The organism is Mycoplasmopsis pullorum, from assembly GCF_001900245.1.
GTDB lineage: Bacteria > Bacillota_I > Bacilli_A > Mycoplasmatales > Metamycoplasmataceae > Mycoplasmopsis > Mycoplasmopsis pullorum.
In genome coordinates this window covers 370,718-388,766 of record NZ_CP017813.1, presented here as the reverse complement: position 1 = coordinate 388,766, position 18,049 = coordinate 370,718, and the positions used below count along the sequence as shown (strand labels likewise).

Genomic DNA, 18,049 nt, shown 5'->3' with positions numbered 1-18,049 from the left:
AAAGCTGAATATTGCTATTCAACTTTTTGTTTTGTAAATTAGTTTTTATTCTTCGTCTTTTTTCGACTTTTTAGCAAGAAAGTAAATGCTAGGACCAATTCCTGCGGTAAATAATCCAAGTAAAATTCATCAGAAAATACTTAAATTATCTGCTTTTGATTCTGTTTTTAATGCTTCTTGTAGTGCACTGTAGATTACTTCGGAAGCATCTTTTTGTTCAATGCTATTAATTAAATTAATATCATTTTCACTAATTTGCGAAGCAGGTTTATTGGTAATTTGAAAGTAGTTTTTATCCTTTAATTCTTTGTTAAATTCACTATATTTATCTGAAATAATTTTATTAATTGAATTTAACGCTTCATCAAACTTACTTTGATCTTTATTAATTAATGAATCAACTAAATTCATTTCACCGTTAGCAACTTCATTCAATTGTTCTTTTTGAGAAACTAATTGATCTTTTAATTTGCTTAATTCTTCGTGTGTAACTGCAAAATCGACTGTGTCGTTAATTGCAGCAACTAAAGCATCTTTTAGATCTTGGTAATTTTCATCAAGAACATGTGAATTACGGTAGTTAGTTAATGCATTTGTTAAGTCATTGTATTTTTTCAATCCATCGACAATCTTGTCATAATCTGGATTTGTTACACCAGCATCGGCAAGATCTTTGATTAATTGGTCTAACTGCTCATTATTTAAAGTATGGTTACTAATTTTATCAACTGATTTCTTAATTAAGTCATTAGCTTTATTAATGTTATCTTTAAGTTTGTCATATCAATTTTCTTGACTTGAGTCAGCATTTACAACTTTATCTCTTAATTGTTCTTTATCTGCATCAGATAAATTAGGTTGTTCATTAATTAAATTAATTAATTCTTGTTTTTGATCGCTGATTTTTTGAGCTTCACGTAGAATTTCATCACGTTTAACTGGATCTTCTTCATTTTGAATTAGATCTTTAAAATGTTCTTTTTCTTGCTCAGAAAGATTTGGTAATTGATCAACAATGTTTTTCAAGTCATCTTTATTGTCATAAATTTGCTTGATTGCATCTTTGATTTTATCAATTGCTTCTTGAATTTCTTCAACTGTTGCATTTTCAAGGTTTTCAAGAACTTTTTTACCATCTTCAATTGCAACATTATAAGTATTTTGTTTTTCTGGATTCGAAGTAGTGTAAGGAGCTTTTTGCATAAACTCACTTGCTTCATTGACTAATTTTTCTAATTCCGCTGCATTTAAGCGTTTGTTTTGTTCACCATTAAGTGCTTCGAAATCTTTTTTAAGTTTCAAGTACACATCATTAGTTTCATCAAAATTAAGATTTGCACCTAATTCTTTATCAACTAATGTTGTTGCATTTACATATGAAGCATCAAAATTATCTTTTAATTCTTGATCTGCATTAATATAGTTAACACTTGTGCGAGGATCAGCATTATTTGCTGATTCAACCACATTTTCAATGTAATCATTTAATTTTGACATTAAATCATTCAATGTATTTGCAATTTCTTTAATGCTTTCGATTGAATCTGAAGCATCTGTGATTAAGTTAGCAGTATTAATTTGATCTTTAAAATTATCTAATTGAGCATTATTTAAGCTGCTTAAATCATCTAAGTATGTTAAAGCTGATTCTTTAGCTTGATCTAAATTATCTTGAGCTTCTTGAGTTAAGTTAGTCATATCTGTTTTGGTTTTAGCGATTAATTGATCGATTTGATCGTTAATTGTAGCTCAATCAATTGGTTCACTTAAATCAGAATTTAAGAATTCATCATTTTTAACAATATATTGATCTAAAGGTTGGCGAGTTTGGACACTTGCATTTGCATATTTGTCACTATTTTGTAACTCTTTTGCTTGTTTTTGTACATTCCGTAACTCTTCCATTTTCGACTTAATAGTATCAAATAATTCTTTTGCTTTTTCAAGCTCGTCACTGTTACTTGCTTGATTTACAACTTCAACTAACTTATCTTTTTGACTTGGAGTCAAGTCAGGATTTTGAGTGATTTCATTAATTAAATCATTCTTATCTTTGGCGAGTTTTGCATCACCATTTAATGCATTTTTAGCATCAATTAAGCTATTTTTGATTGTTTCAACTGCATTTTGATCTTTATTTTCTCCACTTGGATCAACTAAATCTTTAGCAATTTTAGCAATTTGATCGTATGCATCTTTTAATTCTTGATCGGCATTGTCGTATTTAACTGGATTTGCTTGCAATTCTTTTTCAACAGTCACAATTGCATCTTTTAAATCTTTCATTGCATCATCAAGTTTTTGAGCTTTATCTTTAATTGCTTCAGTTTGAGCAATTGAATCTTTCTCTTTTGCTTGTTTGATTAATTCTGCTTTTTGTGCATCATTAAGGTGTTTTAAGTTGTTAATAAATTCTTCAGCGTTATTGTGAGCTTCGTTTAGTTTTTCATCACCATTTAATGCAGTTTTGGTATTTTCTAGGTTTGTTGCTAATTCTTTAACAGCCTTAATATCAACTAATGCAGTTTTCTTATTGGTTTGGTTTTCATCAACTTTTGAAACTTTTGCAGCTTCAAGCAATGCATCATCATAATTTTTTTGCAAGTTTTCATCTGCATTGATATAACGAATCGATTCTTTAGTTTTGTCAACCAACTCGACTTCATACACGTCATTTAATTTTTCCATTGCCGCATCAAGTTCACGCGCTTTTGCAGTTTCTTGTGCAACCGCTTCAGGAGTTGTTTGTTTTGAAATAGTTTGTTTTAAACTATCTTTTTGAGCTTGGTTTAATTCTTCTAATGAATCAATTACATTGTTTGCATCATTGCGAACTTTTTGCATATTTTGTTCACCATTTAGAGCATCCAATGCACTTTGAACTCCATCATTTATATCTTGAATTGCTTGAGTATTAAGTAATTCATCGGCTACTGTATTTGATTCTTGTAATTTTGCTTGCAATTCTTTAGCAGCTGCAATAGCATCATCATATGCTTGACGTTTTGCTTCTTCTGAACCAGTATATTTAATATCTGCTTTGGTTGCAGCTTCTTCAGAAATATGTTTGTTTAACAATTCGGTTGCTGAATTAAGAGCTGAATGATTAACATCTTTAGCTTCAACATCTGCAATTGTATTTTGCTTATCAATTAGATTTTTAGCAGCTACTTTTTGTGTATCGCTTAAGTTATTATATTCATTGTTAACTTTCGCTTTAGCCTTAGCTTTGGCTTCTGCTAAACGTTCTTCACCATCAAGAGCTTCACGAGCTTCGATTAATTTAGCATGTTCAGCTTTAACTGTAACTAAATTAAAATCAGCTCCATTTTGAACGTTAGTATTATTCTTTTGGTTTTCAAGTTGTACGTCAAAAGCCTTTTGATTTTCGCTCGAAGCCTGTGTATAGTCAATTTCGTTTTTGATATCACCAAAGTTTTCATTTTTATAATCTAACATCGCTTTATCTAAATCATCAGCATATTTAGTTAAACCTGTTATTTGCGATACATCTGCAGCTTTAACTTTATTTACTAAAGTAGCTTTTTGATTTTGAGTTATGTTTGCTAAATCATTATTAATATGATTAATTAAAACTTGTTTTGCAGCATTATCTGCTTGTGCTTGTTCTAAGATAGCAATCACATCATGATCAAATTTTAATTTTGTATTATTTTCATCTTGATCTTGAATTACTCAATCTGAATTGGTTGAATTTTGGTATTTTAAGGTTGCATTTTTCAATTTTTGTTTGTAAGCATCTTTTTCAATGTCACTTAAATTACTTAATTCAGCTACTTGTGTTTGTGCATTTGATTTTGAATTTTCTAAATAATTTTCTAAATGACTTAAAACTTGTTCTTTAGTCAAGTTTTTATCAAATGTTTTTACAGCTTCTTTTAATGTTGCTTTTTGTTCAGGAGTTAATAATTCAAATTCATCAATTTTTGCAATTAAATCTTTGTGCACACCATTTAATTGTTCGAACGCATTATTTAATGATTCAGTTTTAGCTTGTGCATCTTTAGCTAAAGTTGTTAAATTAGTTAAATTATTTTGATCAAATTGAGTATTTTGCACGTCACTTAGCAATTGATCTGCTTGAGTAATTGCGTTATTCAATGCATCTTTCTCATTTTGCGATTCTAAAAGATAAATTGGTTGACTTTGAACTTCATTTGCATCAGTTAATTTTGCTTTTAGTTCAGTCAATTTAGTATTTAAGTCAGTCGCGTTTTGATTGATTCTTTGTGCATCTGCTAAAGAATTTTGAGCTTCAACTAGAGTTTTAAGTTGTGTTTGTTGCTCTGTACTTAAATTGTTTAACTTCTCGATAGCTTGAGCAATTTCCGAATTCTTTTCAATTCCATTTAAAGCTTTTTTTGCTTGTTGAGCTTTTTTAACTAATTCTTGCAATGCAGCTAAATCATTTGCGTGACTTTGATCATTAATTTCATTGGCTAAATCAGTCAATTTATCATCATAACTTGTTTTAAATTCATCTTCAGATAAACGATAATCGATTGTATTTTTGTAATTGTCTAATTCAATTTTTAATGCATCCGCTTTTGCTTTTAATTCATCATAAGCACGAGCTTCCTCAAGAATTTCATTAATTTTTGCTTCATCTTGAGCATTATTAATACGAGCTTTATAAGCATCTTTTTGGTTTTGGTTAATCGAATTTAATTGATCAATTAAGTTTTTATAACCTTGTTTTTTAGCATTATCCAAGATTTTGTCTAATTTATCTTGAGCACTTGGATTTTGGTCAGTGTCAGTAAATTCTACTTCTCTAACTTGTTTAACATAATCTTTTAATTGCTCTTTAGTTAAATCAGTTAATTTCTCTAATTCAGCAATTGTATCTGCTTTAGCTTGATTGTATTCGTTAGCTTTATCAACAATTGCATCAATTAATTGAGCTTTGTTCGCATCAGTATTTGAAACATTATTAATTTCATTGCTTAATTTTTGCACTTCAGTAGGGTTTAAATTATCTAATACTTTAACAGCTTTTATCGCTTTATTTTTAAGTCCATCAAGATTTGCAAATGCTTCTTTAAGACTTCCTAAAGTTAAATTATCTGCAATTAGTGTTGTTAAACTAGGATTTGCATTTCCATCATTTTGACTTGAGTTAATTAATTCTTTTGCAGCAGCAAAAACATCATCATAGTATTGTTTTGCAGGATCAGAAGCAAATTTATAATCATCTAAATTAGCAACATTTTTATCAGTAAATTCTTTAACAATGTCTTTTAATGACTTCATATTAGTATTAACATTTGCAGCATCATTAAATGCGTTTTGTGCTGTATTTAAGTCATTTGCGTCTTGAATTGCACTAATTAAATCTTGTTTTTGTTTTGGATTTAAGTGTTCATAAGCTGTATTAATTTGATTAATTAAATCTTGTTTTTGAGCTTTAAGTACAATCGCATCTAATGCGTTTGCACTATCTTGAGTAATTGAAACTGGATTTGCATTTGCATTAATTTCAACAACTGTATTTTTAATTTCATTAATTAAAGCTTGTTTTTCTGAAACAGGTTTAGCGTCTGAAGTTTCATTACTTAAATTGGTTAAACCATTAATTTGATTAATACGTTCTTGTTTAGCAGTGTTAATTGCACTTGCTTGATCAATTATTTTAGAAATTTGAGTTGCATAATCACTATCTAATAAATTGATTGCATCTAATTTTTCACTTAATTTTTCAATTTCACTCTCATTTAGATTTTCAAATTGAGTTTTATCGCTAATGTTTTCTTTAGCTACAACAATTTCACCATCTAATTTAGCAAACAAGTTTTCTAAACTATTATCAGTATTAACATCAGCAATAAAAGTTCCTAAAGTATTTTCACCATTGTCTGTGCTTGAAGTTAATAAATCTTTAGCAGATGCTAATTGTGCATCAAAAGCATCTTTAGTTGTCGCAGTTGCTTTTGAGTATTTTTTATTTAGATCTTGTTCAACTTTTGCTTCAATTGCAGGAATTACTTCATCTTTAAGTTTTTTCATTTTTTCATTTAATTCCGAATATGAATTAAATGCTTCTTGAGCTTCTGCAATTGTCGTTTTAGAATCAATTAAGTTTTTTAAATCTTCTTTTTGTTTTGGATTTAAGTAAATGTAAGTTCCATCAATTTGATTTTTTAGTCCTTGTTTTGTTGCATCAAGAACAATATTTTCGAATTTTTGGTCATTATTTGCTTCACTACTATCAAATTTTGTGTCTTTGATTCGATTAATATAATCTTGTTTTTCTTCTTCGCTTAAGCCAGGTGTTTGATTAATTCGATCAATGTATTCTTGTTTTTTATCATTTGCATTTTTAGCTTTTTCTTTGATAGTTTCAGCTTCTTCTGGAGTATTAGCTTGATCAATTTGATTTTTATACTCATTCTTTTCAGTTTTAGAAAGATTGTTTAGATTATCAACAACATTTTTAGCTGCGACTTTCTTAATAACAACTAAAGCTATATCTAAAGCACTAATTAATTGATCAACTTGAGTTGCATCAGCATTTGCTGGAATTGAAACTCCATTATTTGCAGGTTGGTTATTAATAACATTTTTTGCATTTTCTAATGCATTTTTGTATGCTTTTTTAACACTTTCAGAAGAATTTTGGTATGCGTCTAAAGCTTTATTTGTAGACTCTTCAGCAACTTTATCTTTTAACTGCTTCATTTTTTCATCAAGAGTTTTAGCTTTTTCAAGCACACTTTGAGCTTGCGAATGTAATGAACCTTTAACTTCTTGGATTAAAGCATCTTTTTGCGATTGATTTAAGTTGCTTAAGTTTTGAATTTCGGCAATTTTAGCTTGTTTTTCTTGATTTTGTTGAGTCGCTTTAGTTAAAATTGCTTGCACAGCATCATCAAATTTTTGATCAGCTTGAGTTTCGGCACTTTCATTAAGTTGAGCATTTGAAACTTCTTGCTTAAGAGTATCCAAATCAGCACTTGAAAGGTTTGCATAATTATCTTGAATTAATTTAGCTTTTGCTTTAGCAGCGGCTAATTCTAATCCTTTATTTCAAACTCTTCTTTTATCGTCTAATTGAGGATTTTTAGGGAAGTTTTCTTCATCAACCATATTATTTAATGTGGTTAAGTCAGATTCTTCTAATAAGTTTCATTTACCTTTTAATGATTCTTTAAACGCATGACGATATCCGTCTAATTTATCAATTTCAGCTTGTAAATTAGTTACTTTAGTTGCAATTTCAGCTTTTTTAGCAGTAACTATCTCCTCATCTAAATTAGTTACATCAATACCTTGATATGACTTAACATCATCTTGAGCAATTTTGACTGCTTGATCGAAAGTATCTTTTTTCGATTTTTCTTCTAAAGTATAAACTGGTTCTGATTTAGTATTTTCAGCGGTAGAGATTTTATCTTGAAGTGTCTTAATTGCATCATTAAGATTTTGTGCATTTGTGACTAATTTTTTAGCTTTAGTATAATCATCAAAACTCTTAATTTTTTCTTTAAGTGCTTGTCTTTGAGTCTCATCTAAACTTGTAAGTGTATCGATCTTATTATTAAGATTTTCGTGTTTAGTATCACCATTTAAAGCATTATATGCATTTTCTAAGTCGGTTTTAGCATTAGCAATTAATTCGGCGGTTGCATCTATTGATTCAATTAAATCTTTTAGAGCTTTAAGTTTTTCATCAAAAGTATTTTTAAGACCTTGATCTGCTCATTTATAGTTGATATCATTTTTGTTTAATTCTTTAGTTTCAACTAATGTCTTAGTTGAAGGAATTGCATCATTAAGAGCTTTTGCTTTGTCTTCAATTGTTGTTACATCCGCAGCTTGACCGGTTTTAATTTGTCTTTCAAACTCATTTTTTTGCTCATCATTCAAGTTAGGTAATTTCTTGATTCGATCAATTGCATCTTGTTTAGTCTTATCAGCAGCTTTAGCATTAGCAATAATTGTATTTAATTCACTATCAGGACTTTGTGAAGTACCTTTATTTGCAGACTCTAATTGAGTATTAAAACTATTTTTATCTGTCTCACTTAAATTAGTTAAACCATTAACAATTTCTTTTGCTTTATCTTTAGCCGCATCAAAAGCTTCTTTAAGAATTGCATCTGCTTGAGTTTGATCAGGATTTACACGATCTAATTGCTCAATATTGTCTAAATATGGTTGCTTATCAGCGATTAATTCAGAACTATAAGCATTAATTTCATCTCTAAGAGCTTGTTTTTTACCGTCTAATTGATTAATTGCAGTATCTAAAGTATTAATCTGGTTTTCAACTTCACTTGCTTTAGCAGCGATTTGAGTTGCATCTAAAGTACCTAAATCCTCTTTAAGAATATTTTCTAAAGCTATCTCAGCAGCTTTAATTGCTTCATCAAAAGTTGATTTTTTATTTTGAGTGTCTTTAGTATAAATTGGATCGTTTTGTTTATCTTTAGCTTCTTGAATTTTTGCTTTTAAATCACCAATTTTGGTATTTAATTCACGAGCTTTGTCGACAATTTCGCTTGCTTTATCTTGTGTTTCGGCATTAGCAATTGATTCTTTAAGTTTTGTTCTTTGTTCATCACTTAAATTGGTTAATTTGTCAATTTCTTTTTCCAGTTCGCTTAATTTAGTATCACCATTAAGAGCACTAAAGGCTGTATTTAATGCACTTTTAGCAGTTTCAATTTCATCTTTAGTTACATCGACTTTAGAAATTAAAGTTTGAATACTTGCTAATTGTTTGTCATATTCAGTTTTAAGATTTGCATCAGCGAGTTTATATTTATCAGCAATTTTGTCTGCACTAAACATAGAATTAGCATCTAAAGCCGGATTCTTGCTTAATTGTTTAAGTTCGCTTAAAGCTTCGTCTTTTAATGCTTTAATTGCAGTATCTAATGCAGTCGCATCATTCTTGATATTTTGTGCTTGAGCAACAACATCAGCTTTAACTTTTTCTTTTCATTTAGTTTTTTGCTCATTAGTTAAATTATCTAAAGCATCAATTGCGTTCATTGCATTTTGTTTTGCTTGATTTTGTTCTTGAGCTTTATCTAATATCGCTTTTACTGCATCATCAAATTTTTGATTTGTGTCATTTTGAGCATTTGAATTTAAAGTTGCTTGAGTAACTTCAGTTTTTAAAGTTTGTAAATCAGCTGCTGATAAATTGTTGTATGTGGTTGAGTTTAATTTTTCAGTTGCTTTTGTTTTAGCAATTCTTAAACCTTCATTTCAAACTTCTTCTTTATTAACTGTTTCTGGTTTTTTAGGGAAGTTAGGTTTATCCACCATTGCATTTAAAGGTGCTAAATCATCAGTTAATAAATGTCATTTACCTTTTAATGATTCTTTAAATGCGTGACGATATCCGTCTAATTTGTTAATTTCAGTATCTAAATCATTAACTTCTTTTTCAATTTCAGCTTTTTTAGTAGTCGTCGAATCATTATCTAAAGTTGTTAAATCAAGAGTTTTGTATTCTCTTAATTTATCATTTGCATGACTTAAGGCAGTGTCAAATGCAGTCTTTTTAGTTTGTTCATCTAAGGTATAAACTTCATCAGATTTAGTAGTATTTGCATCTGCAATTTTTTCTTCTAATTTCTTAATTGCATCGTTAATTGTTTGAGCATTATTTACTAATTCTTTAGCTTTTTCATAATCATCAAATGTTACAATCTTATCTTTAAGTTGTTTTCTTTGATTTGCGCCTAAATAAGTTAATTGGTCAATTTTTGCGTTTAATTGGTCATGTTTTGTGTCGCCATTAAGAGCATTATATGAATTATTTAAATTACTCTCAGCTTCTTCCAGTTTTTCCTTAGTTGCTCCTGTTGAAGTAATTAAATCATTAAGTGCTTGCAATTTGCCATCAAAATCCTTTTTATTTGTTAAATCGGCTCACTTGTACTTAATTTCGTCTTTTTTAGCTTGTAATTGAGCAAGTTTTTCCTTAGCATCCGGAATTGCGTTGTTTAAGTCAGTCGCAGTAGTTTCAATATTTGAAACTTGACTTGTTTCAGCTTCTTTAATTTGTTTCTCGAACTCATCTTTTTGTTCTTTGGTTAAGTTATCTAAATTTTTGATACGTTCAATTGCTTCTTGTTTAGCATTATTATCATTTTTAGCTTGTTCAAGAATTGTTTTTAGATTACTATCTGGAGCTGTTGGTAAACCTTTAACTGCTACTTCTAAAAGATCTTTATATTTCTTTTTGTCTGCTTCACTTAAATTACCTAAACCACTAACAATTTCTTTTGCTTTATTTTTAGCAGCGGCAAAAGCTTCATCTAAAATCCGTTTTGAATCAGTTGTTTCAGGATTTGTTTGATTTAGTGAATCGATTTGAGTAATATAAGTTTGTTTGTCAGCAGCAGAAATTAATTCACTATCATAAGCGTTAATTTCATCACGAAGTGCTTGTCTTTTTCCATCTAATTGGTTAATTGCAGTATTTAAAGTTGAAGTATCAATATTAACTGCATTCGCTTTTTCAGAAAGTTCAGTTGCATTTAACGCATCTAGACTAGCACTTTCGTAATTACCTAAAGCAGTTTCAGCAGCGGTAATTGCTTGGTCAAAAGTTTGTTTTTTCTCACTTGTATCACTAGTATAAATCTCATCTTGCTTTTTAGCTTTAGCATCTTGAATTTTAGTTTTTAAGTTACCAATTGCTTGATTGAACTCTTTTGCTTTTTCTAAAATTTCACTTGCAGATGCTAATGAGTCGCTATTTGAAATTGACTCTTTAATTTGATTTCTTTGTGTCTCGCTTAGATGTGTTAAATTGTTAACTTCATTTTTTAATGCATTTAATTTTTCATCACCATTTAGTGCGTCATAAGCACTCTTAAAGGCTTCTAATTTTTGCTTGATTTTTTCTGGAGTTGGTAAAGGATTGTCTGATTTGAGATAATTTAATAACTCAGTTAATTTTGAATCATAATCAGCTTGATTGGTTGCGAATTTATATTTTGGTTTGCTTTTTGAATTACTTGGTATTTCTTCAAAAGTTAAACCAGTATTTTGTGTTAATTCTTTTTCTTTTTCTAAAGCTACACCTTTTGCTTCTGCGATTGCTTGATTAAGTTGTTTTGCACTAACAAGAGTTTCCTGAGTTTTAGCAAGCGGTTGAGCTTTGATTGATTTGACAAATTCAGCTCTTTGGTTATCTGTTAAATTAGGATATTCACCTTGTTCAGACTTATCATTTATCTTATTAATTGCTTCTTGTTTTTGATCATTAATTGATTTAGCTTCATTTAAGGTATTAACAACAGATTGATCGTATTTTTCTGCATTAATATTAAAAGGAGTATCAACATCTGAATCAATTTTTGTAGCAATTGCATTTAACTCAGCTTCATTAAGGTTTTCAAATTCGACATTAGGGAAAGGACTCGTTGATAATCTATTTTTTGCTTTAGTTTTAGCAACTGTGAATCCCTCTTTAACGATTTCTTCTTTTTTAGCATCGTTAAATTGGTTTTTATCAATAGTATCAACTTTGTTAATTAACGCATTTTTTTCACTTTCATCTAATAAGGTTCATTTTTGTGCAAGATCTTTTTTGAATTGTTTTCGAATACCGTCTAAATTATCAATTGCATTTTGAAGTGCTGTTTCTTTTCCGTTTAAATCGGTTGCTTTTGATTGTAAATCAACTGCACTAGAACTTTCTAAATTGTCCGATTTAAGAGTTGATAATGTAGATTCGGCACCACTAAGAGCATCATCAAAAGGAGTTTTATTATCTTCGCCAATATAAATAGTTTGACCTTTAACTTCTTTTGCTTTTGCAATTTTAGTTTCTAATGCAGTAATTGCATCATTTAAGGTTGTTGCTTTTGCAACAATAGCTTCCGCATCAACTAAAGAATTAGCAGCAGAAACTAATTTTTTAAGATTGGTTTTTTGATCTAGAGTTAACTTACTTAAAGCATCGATTTGATTATGTAATCTTGTTTCATTATCTAGACCATTCAAAGCATTAAATGCATCTAAGAATGGTTGTTTTAATCCTTCAATTTCAGATTTTTGAACGTTAGATTTTGACACTGCTGTTTGTATTTGTGTTAATTTATTATCATATGTAGTTTGTTTATCTGTGTCTGCAAGTCTATATTTTTTGTCTGTTTTAGCAGCATTAAACATATTTATATGTTCTAATGTATCATCATCTGCTAAATCCTTTGCTTTTTCTAAAACAACATTTTTAAGATCTTTGATTGCATTATTTAATGCTATTGCGTCATTTTGGTGTTTTAAAGCACTAGCAACAACTTGATCTTTAACACTATTAATAAAAATATTTTTTTGATCTTGTGTTAATGTATCAAGAGTATTAATTGCATCAATTGCATCTTGTTTGGTTTTATTATCAGCTTTAGCATCATTCAATTGGTCTGCAATTTTTTGATCATATTTTCCAGTTGTTTTTGGATTTGATGATTGTAAATTAACAAGTCCTACATAACCATCCAATTCAGCTTTATTCAAGTTTAGAAATTCATTATTAGGTAATGAAGTACTTGATAAGCGTGTTCTAGCTTTGGTTTTAGTTAAGTCAAATCCTTCTTGAATAATTTGAGCTTTTTTAGTGTCGTTAAAATCAGTTTTAGGAATTGAATCGACTTTTTGAACTAAGTTATTTATTTCAGTTTCTTCTAATAAGTTTCATTTTGTTTTTAAATCATTTTTAAACTGTTTACGTTCACCATCTAAGTTAGCAATTGCGGTTGTTAAATTCGCTGTTTTATTTGTTAATTCGGTCGCTTTAGCTTCTAAAAGAGCTGAACCGAAACTATCTAAATCATTTGATTTAATGTCATTTAATGTTTGAGTCGCAGTACTTAAAGCACTATCAAAAGGTCCTTTATTATCTTCACCAGTATAAATAGTTTTAGTTTTAAGTTCTTGAGCTTCATTAATTTTAGCTTCTATATTTGCAATTTCAGTATCTAAGTCTGTCGCTTTAGTTACAATTGCTTCAGCAGAACTTAAAGATTTTGATCTTGAAATTGAAGCTTTAAGTTTTGATTTTTGTGTCGTATTTAAGTGAGTTAATGCATCAATTTGATTGTGTAATCTAGTTTCATTTTGAGTACCGTCTAATTGTGCAAACGCAGTACTTAAGTTTAAAGTTATATTATCTGGATTAGATTCATTTGCACCATTAGCTTTATTAAGTAAAGTTTGTGCTGTTCTTAAAGCATTGTCATAAGTAGATTTTTTATCAGCACTTGCTAAAGTATAATTGATATTAACTTTATCAGAAGTGTCTTGGTTATCACTAATTACTTGATTGGTTAGTTGACTCAATTCCGAGATTACTTCTTCATGTAATTCTTTCATTGAATCATTTAAATCACTAGCATCATTGTAAATTAAGTTAGCTGATTCATAGTCTCTTGAAGCACGAATTTGATCTTTAACATGATTTGCTTGAGCATTATTTAAGTATGTATATTGATTAACTTTATTAACTAATTCAGTAATTTTGATTTTTTGTTCTAAAGTATTTAATTTTGGAATTGTATCGGCAGCATTTACTTGGTTTCTAAAATCTGTTTTTTCAGGTTTAGTCAATAAAGTGCTGTCGTCAACTAATTTTAGAACCTCACGTCTTTTTTGTTCAAGAAGAGTTAAAAATCCACTTTTATTTAAATCTTTAGTATTTGTCGAAACTACATCAGTGTAATTAGCACGTGTTGATTGCAATTTATAGGTAACATTTAAGACTCCAGTATCATTATTTGAACTTAGGTTGCTTAAAATTACTTTTGCATTATATTGACTTGCTAAATCATTAAATTCAATTTCATTATTTTGCACTTGTGATGGTAAACGGCTAGCTTTATTAGCAATTTCAGTTTTTAAAGTTGCACTAATTTGAGCTAAAACTTCATTTAGACGATCAACTTCAGTTTTAAATTTATTTGTAGTCGTAATAACTGTCGCGCTCTTTTGAGTTGTTTCAACTATTGGATTAGTAATTTGTTTTGATCTCATTTTATAAGTAAATGATAATGTTCCATTTTTATCATTAGGTGTTAAAGTTTCAACAATTACTTCTTCAGTTACAGGATTAAATGCTACTTGTGTATTTGAATTTGATATGCTAATTTCATTATTAAAATTAGATCTATCAATTTCACTTGGTAAGTGAATTTTATTATGTTTGTTACTAAATTGTAAACTTAACGCTTCTAAACGAGCTTTTTCACGAACTTCATCCGCTTTAAAGTCAGTAACTCAATCAGATGTGAATCATGCTGCTTCATTATTTACATCGGTAATTGCTTCACTACCGTCATTTGTTTTATGGTAACTTGCTAAATGAGTGTATTGAGCTTTAGTAGAATAAACCACATAATTAACTTTTGCACGACCACCAGTGATAATCGGATCTTTTTGAGCAACTTTTTTCACCTCGATGCGAACATTTTGATATTGTTGTGGATTTACGACATTAAAATTTGTGTAAATTGCATTATCAACTAATGTTTGACTTTTGTTTAAATAATCAAATTTATTTGCACCACTAGCTAGTTGAGTTGCTATTTGATTAATTCTTGCTTGTTCAGTATCTTCATCTTGAGCTGCGTTTCATAACGAAGTAAAATAAGTATCATTCTTATAAAGAACGCTAGATTTAGAAGTCACAATTTTATCTATTTCAGCCTTGTAATATTGTTTTCTAGTTTTGGTTAAATCTGATAAATTATCAATTTTAGTTTTAATAGCGTCTGATGCTAAACTATAAACATGATTTGAAATAGATTTTAATGCATTAGTTACAGCTGTTTGATCAGGTTTAATTAAAGTTAAAGCGTCTGATGATGAAATTGAAAAGTTTCTTAAATTCAATGGAGTATTATTGTTGTAAATATTTCTTAAATCACCAAAATAATAGGTTTTTTGAGTGCTTGTCTTACTTCAATAATTTCTAAGTGTAGTTTTATCAAGGTATTCGTACTTTTCAAATTCTTCTACTAATCTCGCTCCATTACCAAATGAAAGATCTAAACTATCAACTAACGATTTAAATGTTTCTTCATAATTTGTTTTTAATGTTGATATGTTTTTTAAATTCTCAGGAATATACTTTGTATTATCATCTTTTTTGTATTTATCTGCAGCGTCTGAAAAAATGTTATTTGAGTCAGTTGCTGATGTACCAATAATTCTTTTATATAGTTCATTTCAATCATTTTCTTTTGTTGCAAGAGTTTGTAATGAAGAATAACCTTTTCATAAAGAATTTATAGATAAATCGTTAAATTTTTGTAAATAATTATATCAATAATAGTTTTGTGAATTATCACCTGTTAAAGTCGAAGCAGTTTTTATATTTTGAATTTCTTGATTAATAATTTTTGCTTTTTCATAAATTGAATTAGTTGTTTGAATTGAAGTTTTTAATTCATCTAATTTATCCCAATAATTCAAATTGATTCATGGCGAAGTTCAAAGTTCTTTAAGAACTGTAAGACTGGCAATATTATTTTTACCATAAACTGTAGGAGTAATTAAAGTTAGTTCTTGAACCGCATCATTTTCAATTGCGGTTAAAAACTTTTGAAATTTTGCTTTATTATAAGTAGAGTCTTTTATAACGTTGATTTTTTCTATAGAAGTTTTATATGCATTAATTCGAGAATCACCATCTAAATTAGTCAAATTGTTTATATAATAGTTGATTGTTCTTAATGAATCATTTAAAAAAGTTACAGTTTTAAATTTTGTAAACTCATCTCTTTTTAAAAATCTATCGTTATTATTGCTAAATGAACTTTTGAAAGAACCAACTTCTCAATAATCATTTAGAATATTAACAACTGCTTGCTTCTTACTCTCAGAAGCAAAGATGAATTTAGTTTTGTTATCTAGAACATAATTAACCACTTGATTATAAGCTTCTTCAACATCCATCTGTGCTTTATCATGTTTATCAATTTCGTTTTTAAGACTTTCAAATTCAGATATTGAATAGTAATTATTTTTGTCAGCAGCATTTAAAATTTTTTGGAGATAATGATCTTTCTGAGCTTTGGTTAATCATTGTTTAGAGTTTATGTGTCTTCTTAATTTTTCATAGTCAGTATAATCTCATGTAATATTTTGTTCAACGTATCCAGCATTTGTTCTTGAAGTTGTAAACTTTTTATCAGTGTTTATTATTGGTTTTCACTTCATTTGATCATTAGTCTCATTTAAAGAAACTTCTAAATACAATCAATCATTAGTTCATTTTTTTAGCTCATCTCTATATGTTTTTGAAGGATTAGAAATAATTGTACTTGGTTCTAAAATAAAGCTATTTTTAGTTTTGAAAGATCTCTTATTTGCAGAATTTGTAAGATTAGTTCTATCTACAGTCAATTTATTTCTATCATCAGGCAATATTGTATTGTCAGGTGTGTTACCTGTTCTATATACTTTTAAAATAGACGATGAAGGAATAACATCACTAGCATCGACTTCAGAACTCATTGATTCATTAGTTATAAATTGAATAGCAGTAGTTTCTTTTCTATCACTATGACGAATCAATCCTGTTGTTCAGTAGTATCGTTTATCATAATCTTTTCCAGAAACTATTCTTTTATAATTATCTTGATATGTATCTTTTGAATTTTGTGGCGTCATGCTAGATACACCAAAAAATGATTCACCTTTAGAATTAAAATCAAGAGGAATTGTTCCATCTTCAAAAATATTTGGTTTTATTTCAAATTCAATGTCCATTATATAAGATAGATAGTTTTTGCCATAAAACAATTCATTTGCGTAGACAAGAAGTAATGCACCACCATTTTTAGAAATAGCAGTATATGGATTTGTACTACTCTCATTCCGCAAAGAACTTAATGAAGATGAATTTAAATATCAAGTATCATATGGTTGTCTATTTCCATTTAAATATTTATTAAAACCACCCTGCTCTCAGTTCTTAGGATCAATTCTTCATGAGCTATCACTAAACAAATCGCTATCTCAAAGTTCGAATCTGTTTTTATATCTTCTATTAATTAGAAAATTAGCAATAGCACCACTTCTATTAGTATCAACATTTAATCTATAACTTGTATCATCAGCATAATTACTATTAAGAAATCTATATTCATTAGTTTTTTCGATTTTTTTTCTATCTTCTATATTTATAGTATTTGGTGCCTCAGAATAACCAGGATTATAAACTATACTTCAAATTTGCGGATTGCTAGTAGGATTGGTGTTTATGTTTTGTCTTAAATTTAAAAATCTATTAAGAATTCCGGTTTTATCATTTGTAAGTTGTGTTTCGCTAATCGTAAATGATCTGGTTTGAAAAATATTATTTAAATTGTTCTTATCTCTAAGAGTAATTTTCAATTCCCCAGTTAAAGCTAAATCTTTTGAAAAATATATAGAACCAACAAGAAAACCTTCGTGCAATTTAGGTCTATTTGCATTAAATCTAATTAAATATTTTTTACCTGTTTGTCTGTTTTGAATGTCAGAATTGGCTCATCATGTATTATTACCTTCTATTTTTCAAGCAGTTGAAGATAATTTTGTGGAATCTGTTAAAGACACTGGATTAAAACCACTTACCGAAGCGTCATGTATTTGAATATAATTATCTAAATCATTTGGATAGTTTGGATTTCTAAATGGTTTATCTCATTTATCATAAATGTCAGTGTGAATTCTATATTTCGATGTTCAAAATAAATCAGAAGTATATTTATCCTCGTAATTATAGTGGTTAATTTGGTTAAATCCATCAACCACAGAAGCATCTGCATTAACTACTGTATTTGCAGAAACTGGCAAAAATAAAGGAAAGGATGCTAAAGGAATTAAAACTCCTGAAGTAAGTTTCGAAATTTTTTTATTTTTCATATTTTCTCCTTTTAGTTCGTTAAGAACTAAAATCTTGATATATATCTATCTTTTAGATAGATATAACCGGATTTTACTTTTTTTTTTTTTTTTTTTCATAGCTTTTTGTCAATTTCCATAAATTTTTCATAGATGAAAAAGAGATTTTTACCAC

The 18,049-nt window shown here is 28.6% G+C and carries 1 protein-coding gene; it reads right to left on the bottom strand.

The features are described from left to right. Positions 1–45 precede the first annotated feature (45 nt). Positions 46–17,895, bottom strand: a complete 17,850-nt coding sequence (locus BLA55_RS04275; protein WP_073372329.1) for a GA module-containing protein — start codon at positions 17,893–17,895, stop codon at positions 46–48. Between the last annotated feature and the right edge of the window lie 154 nt (positions 17,896–18,049).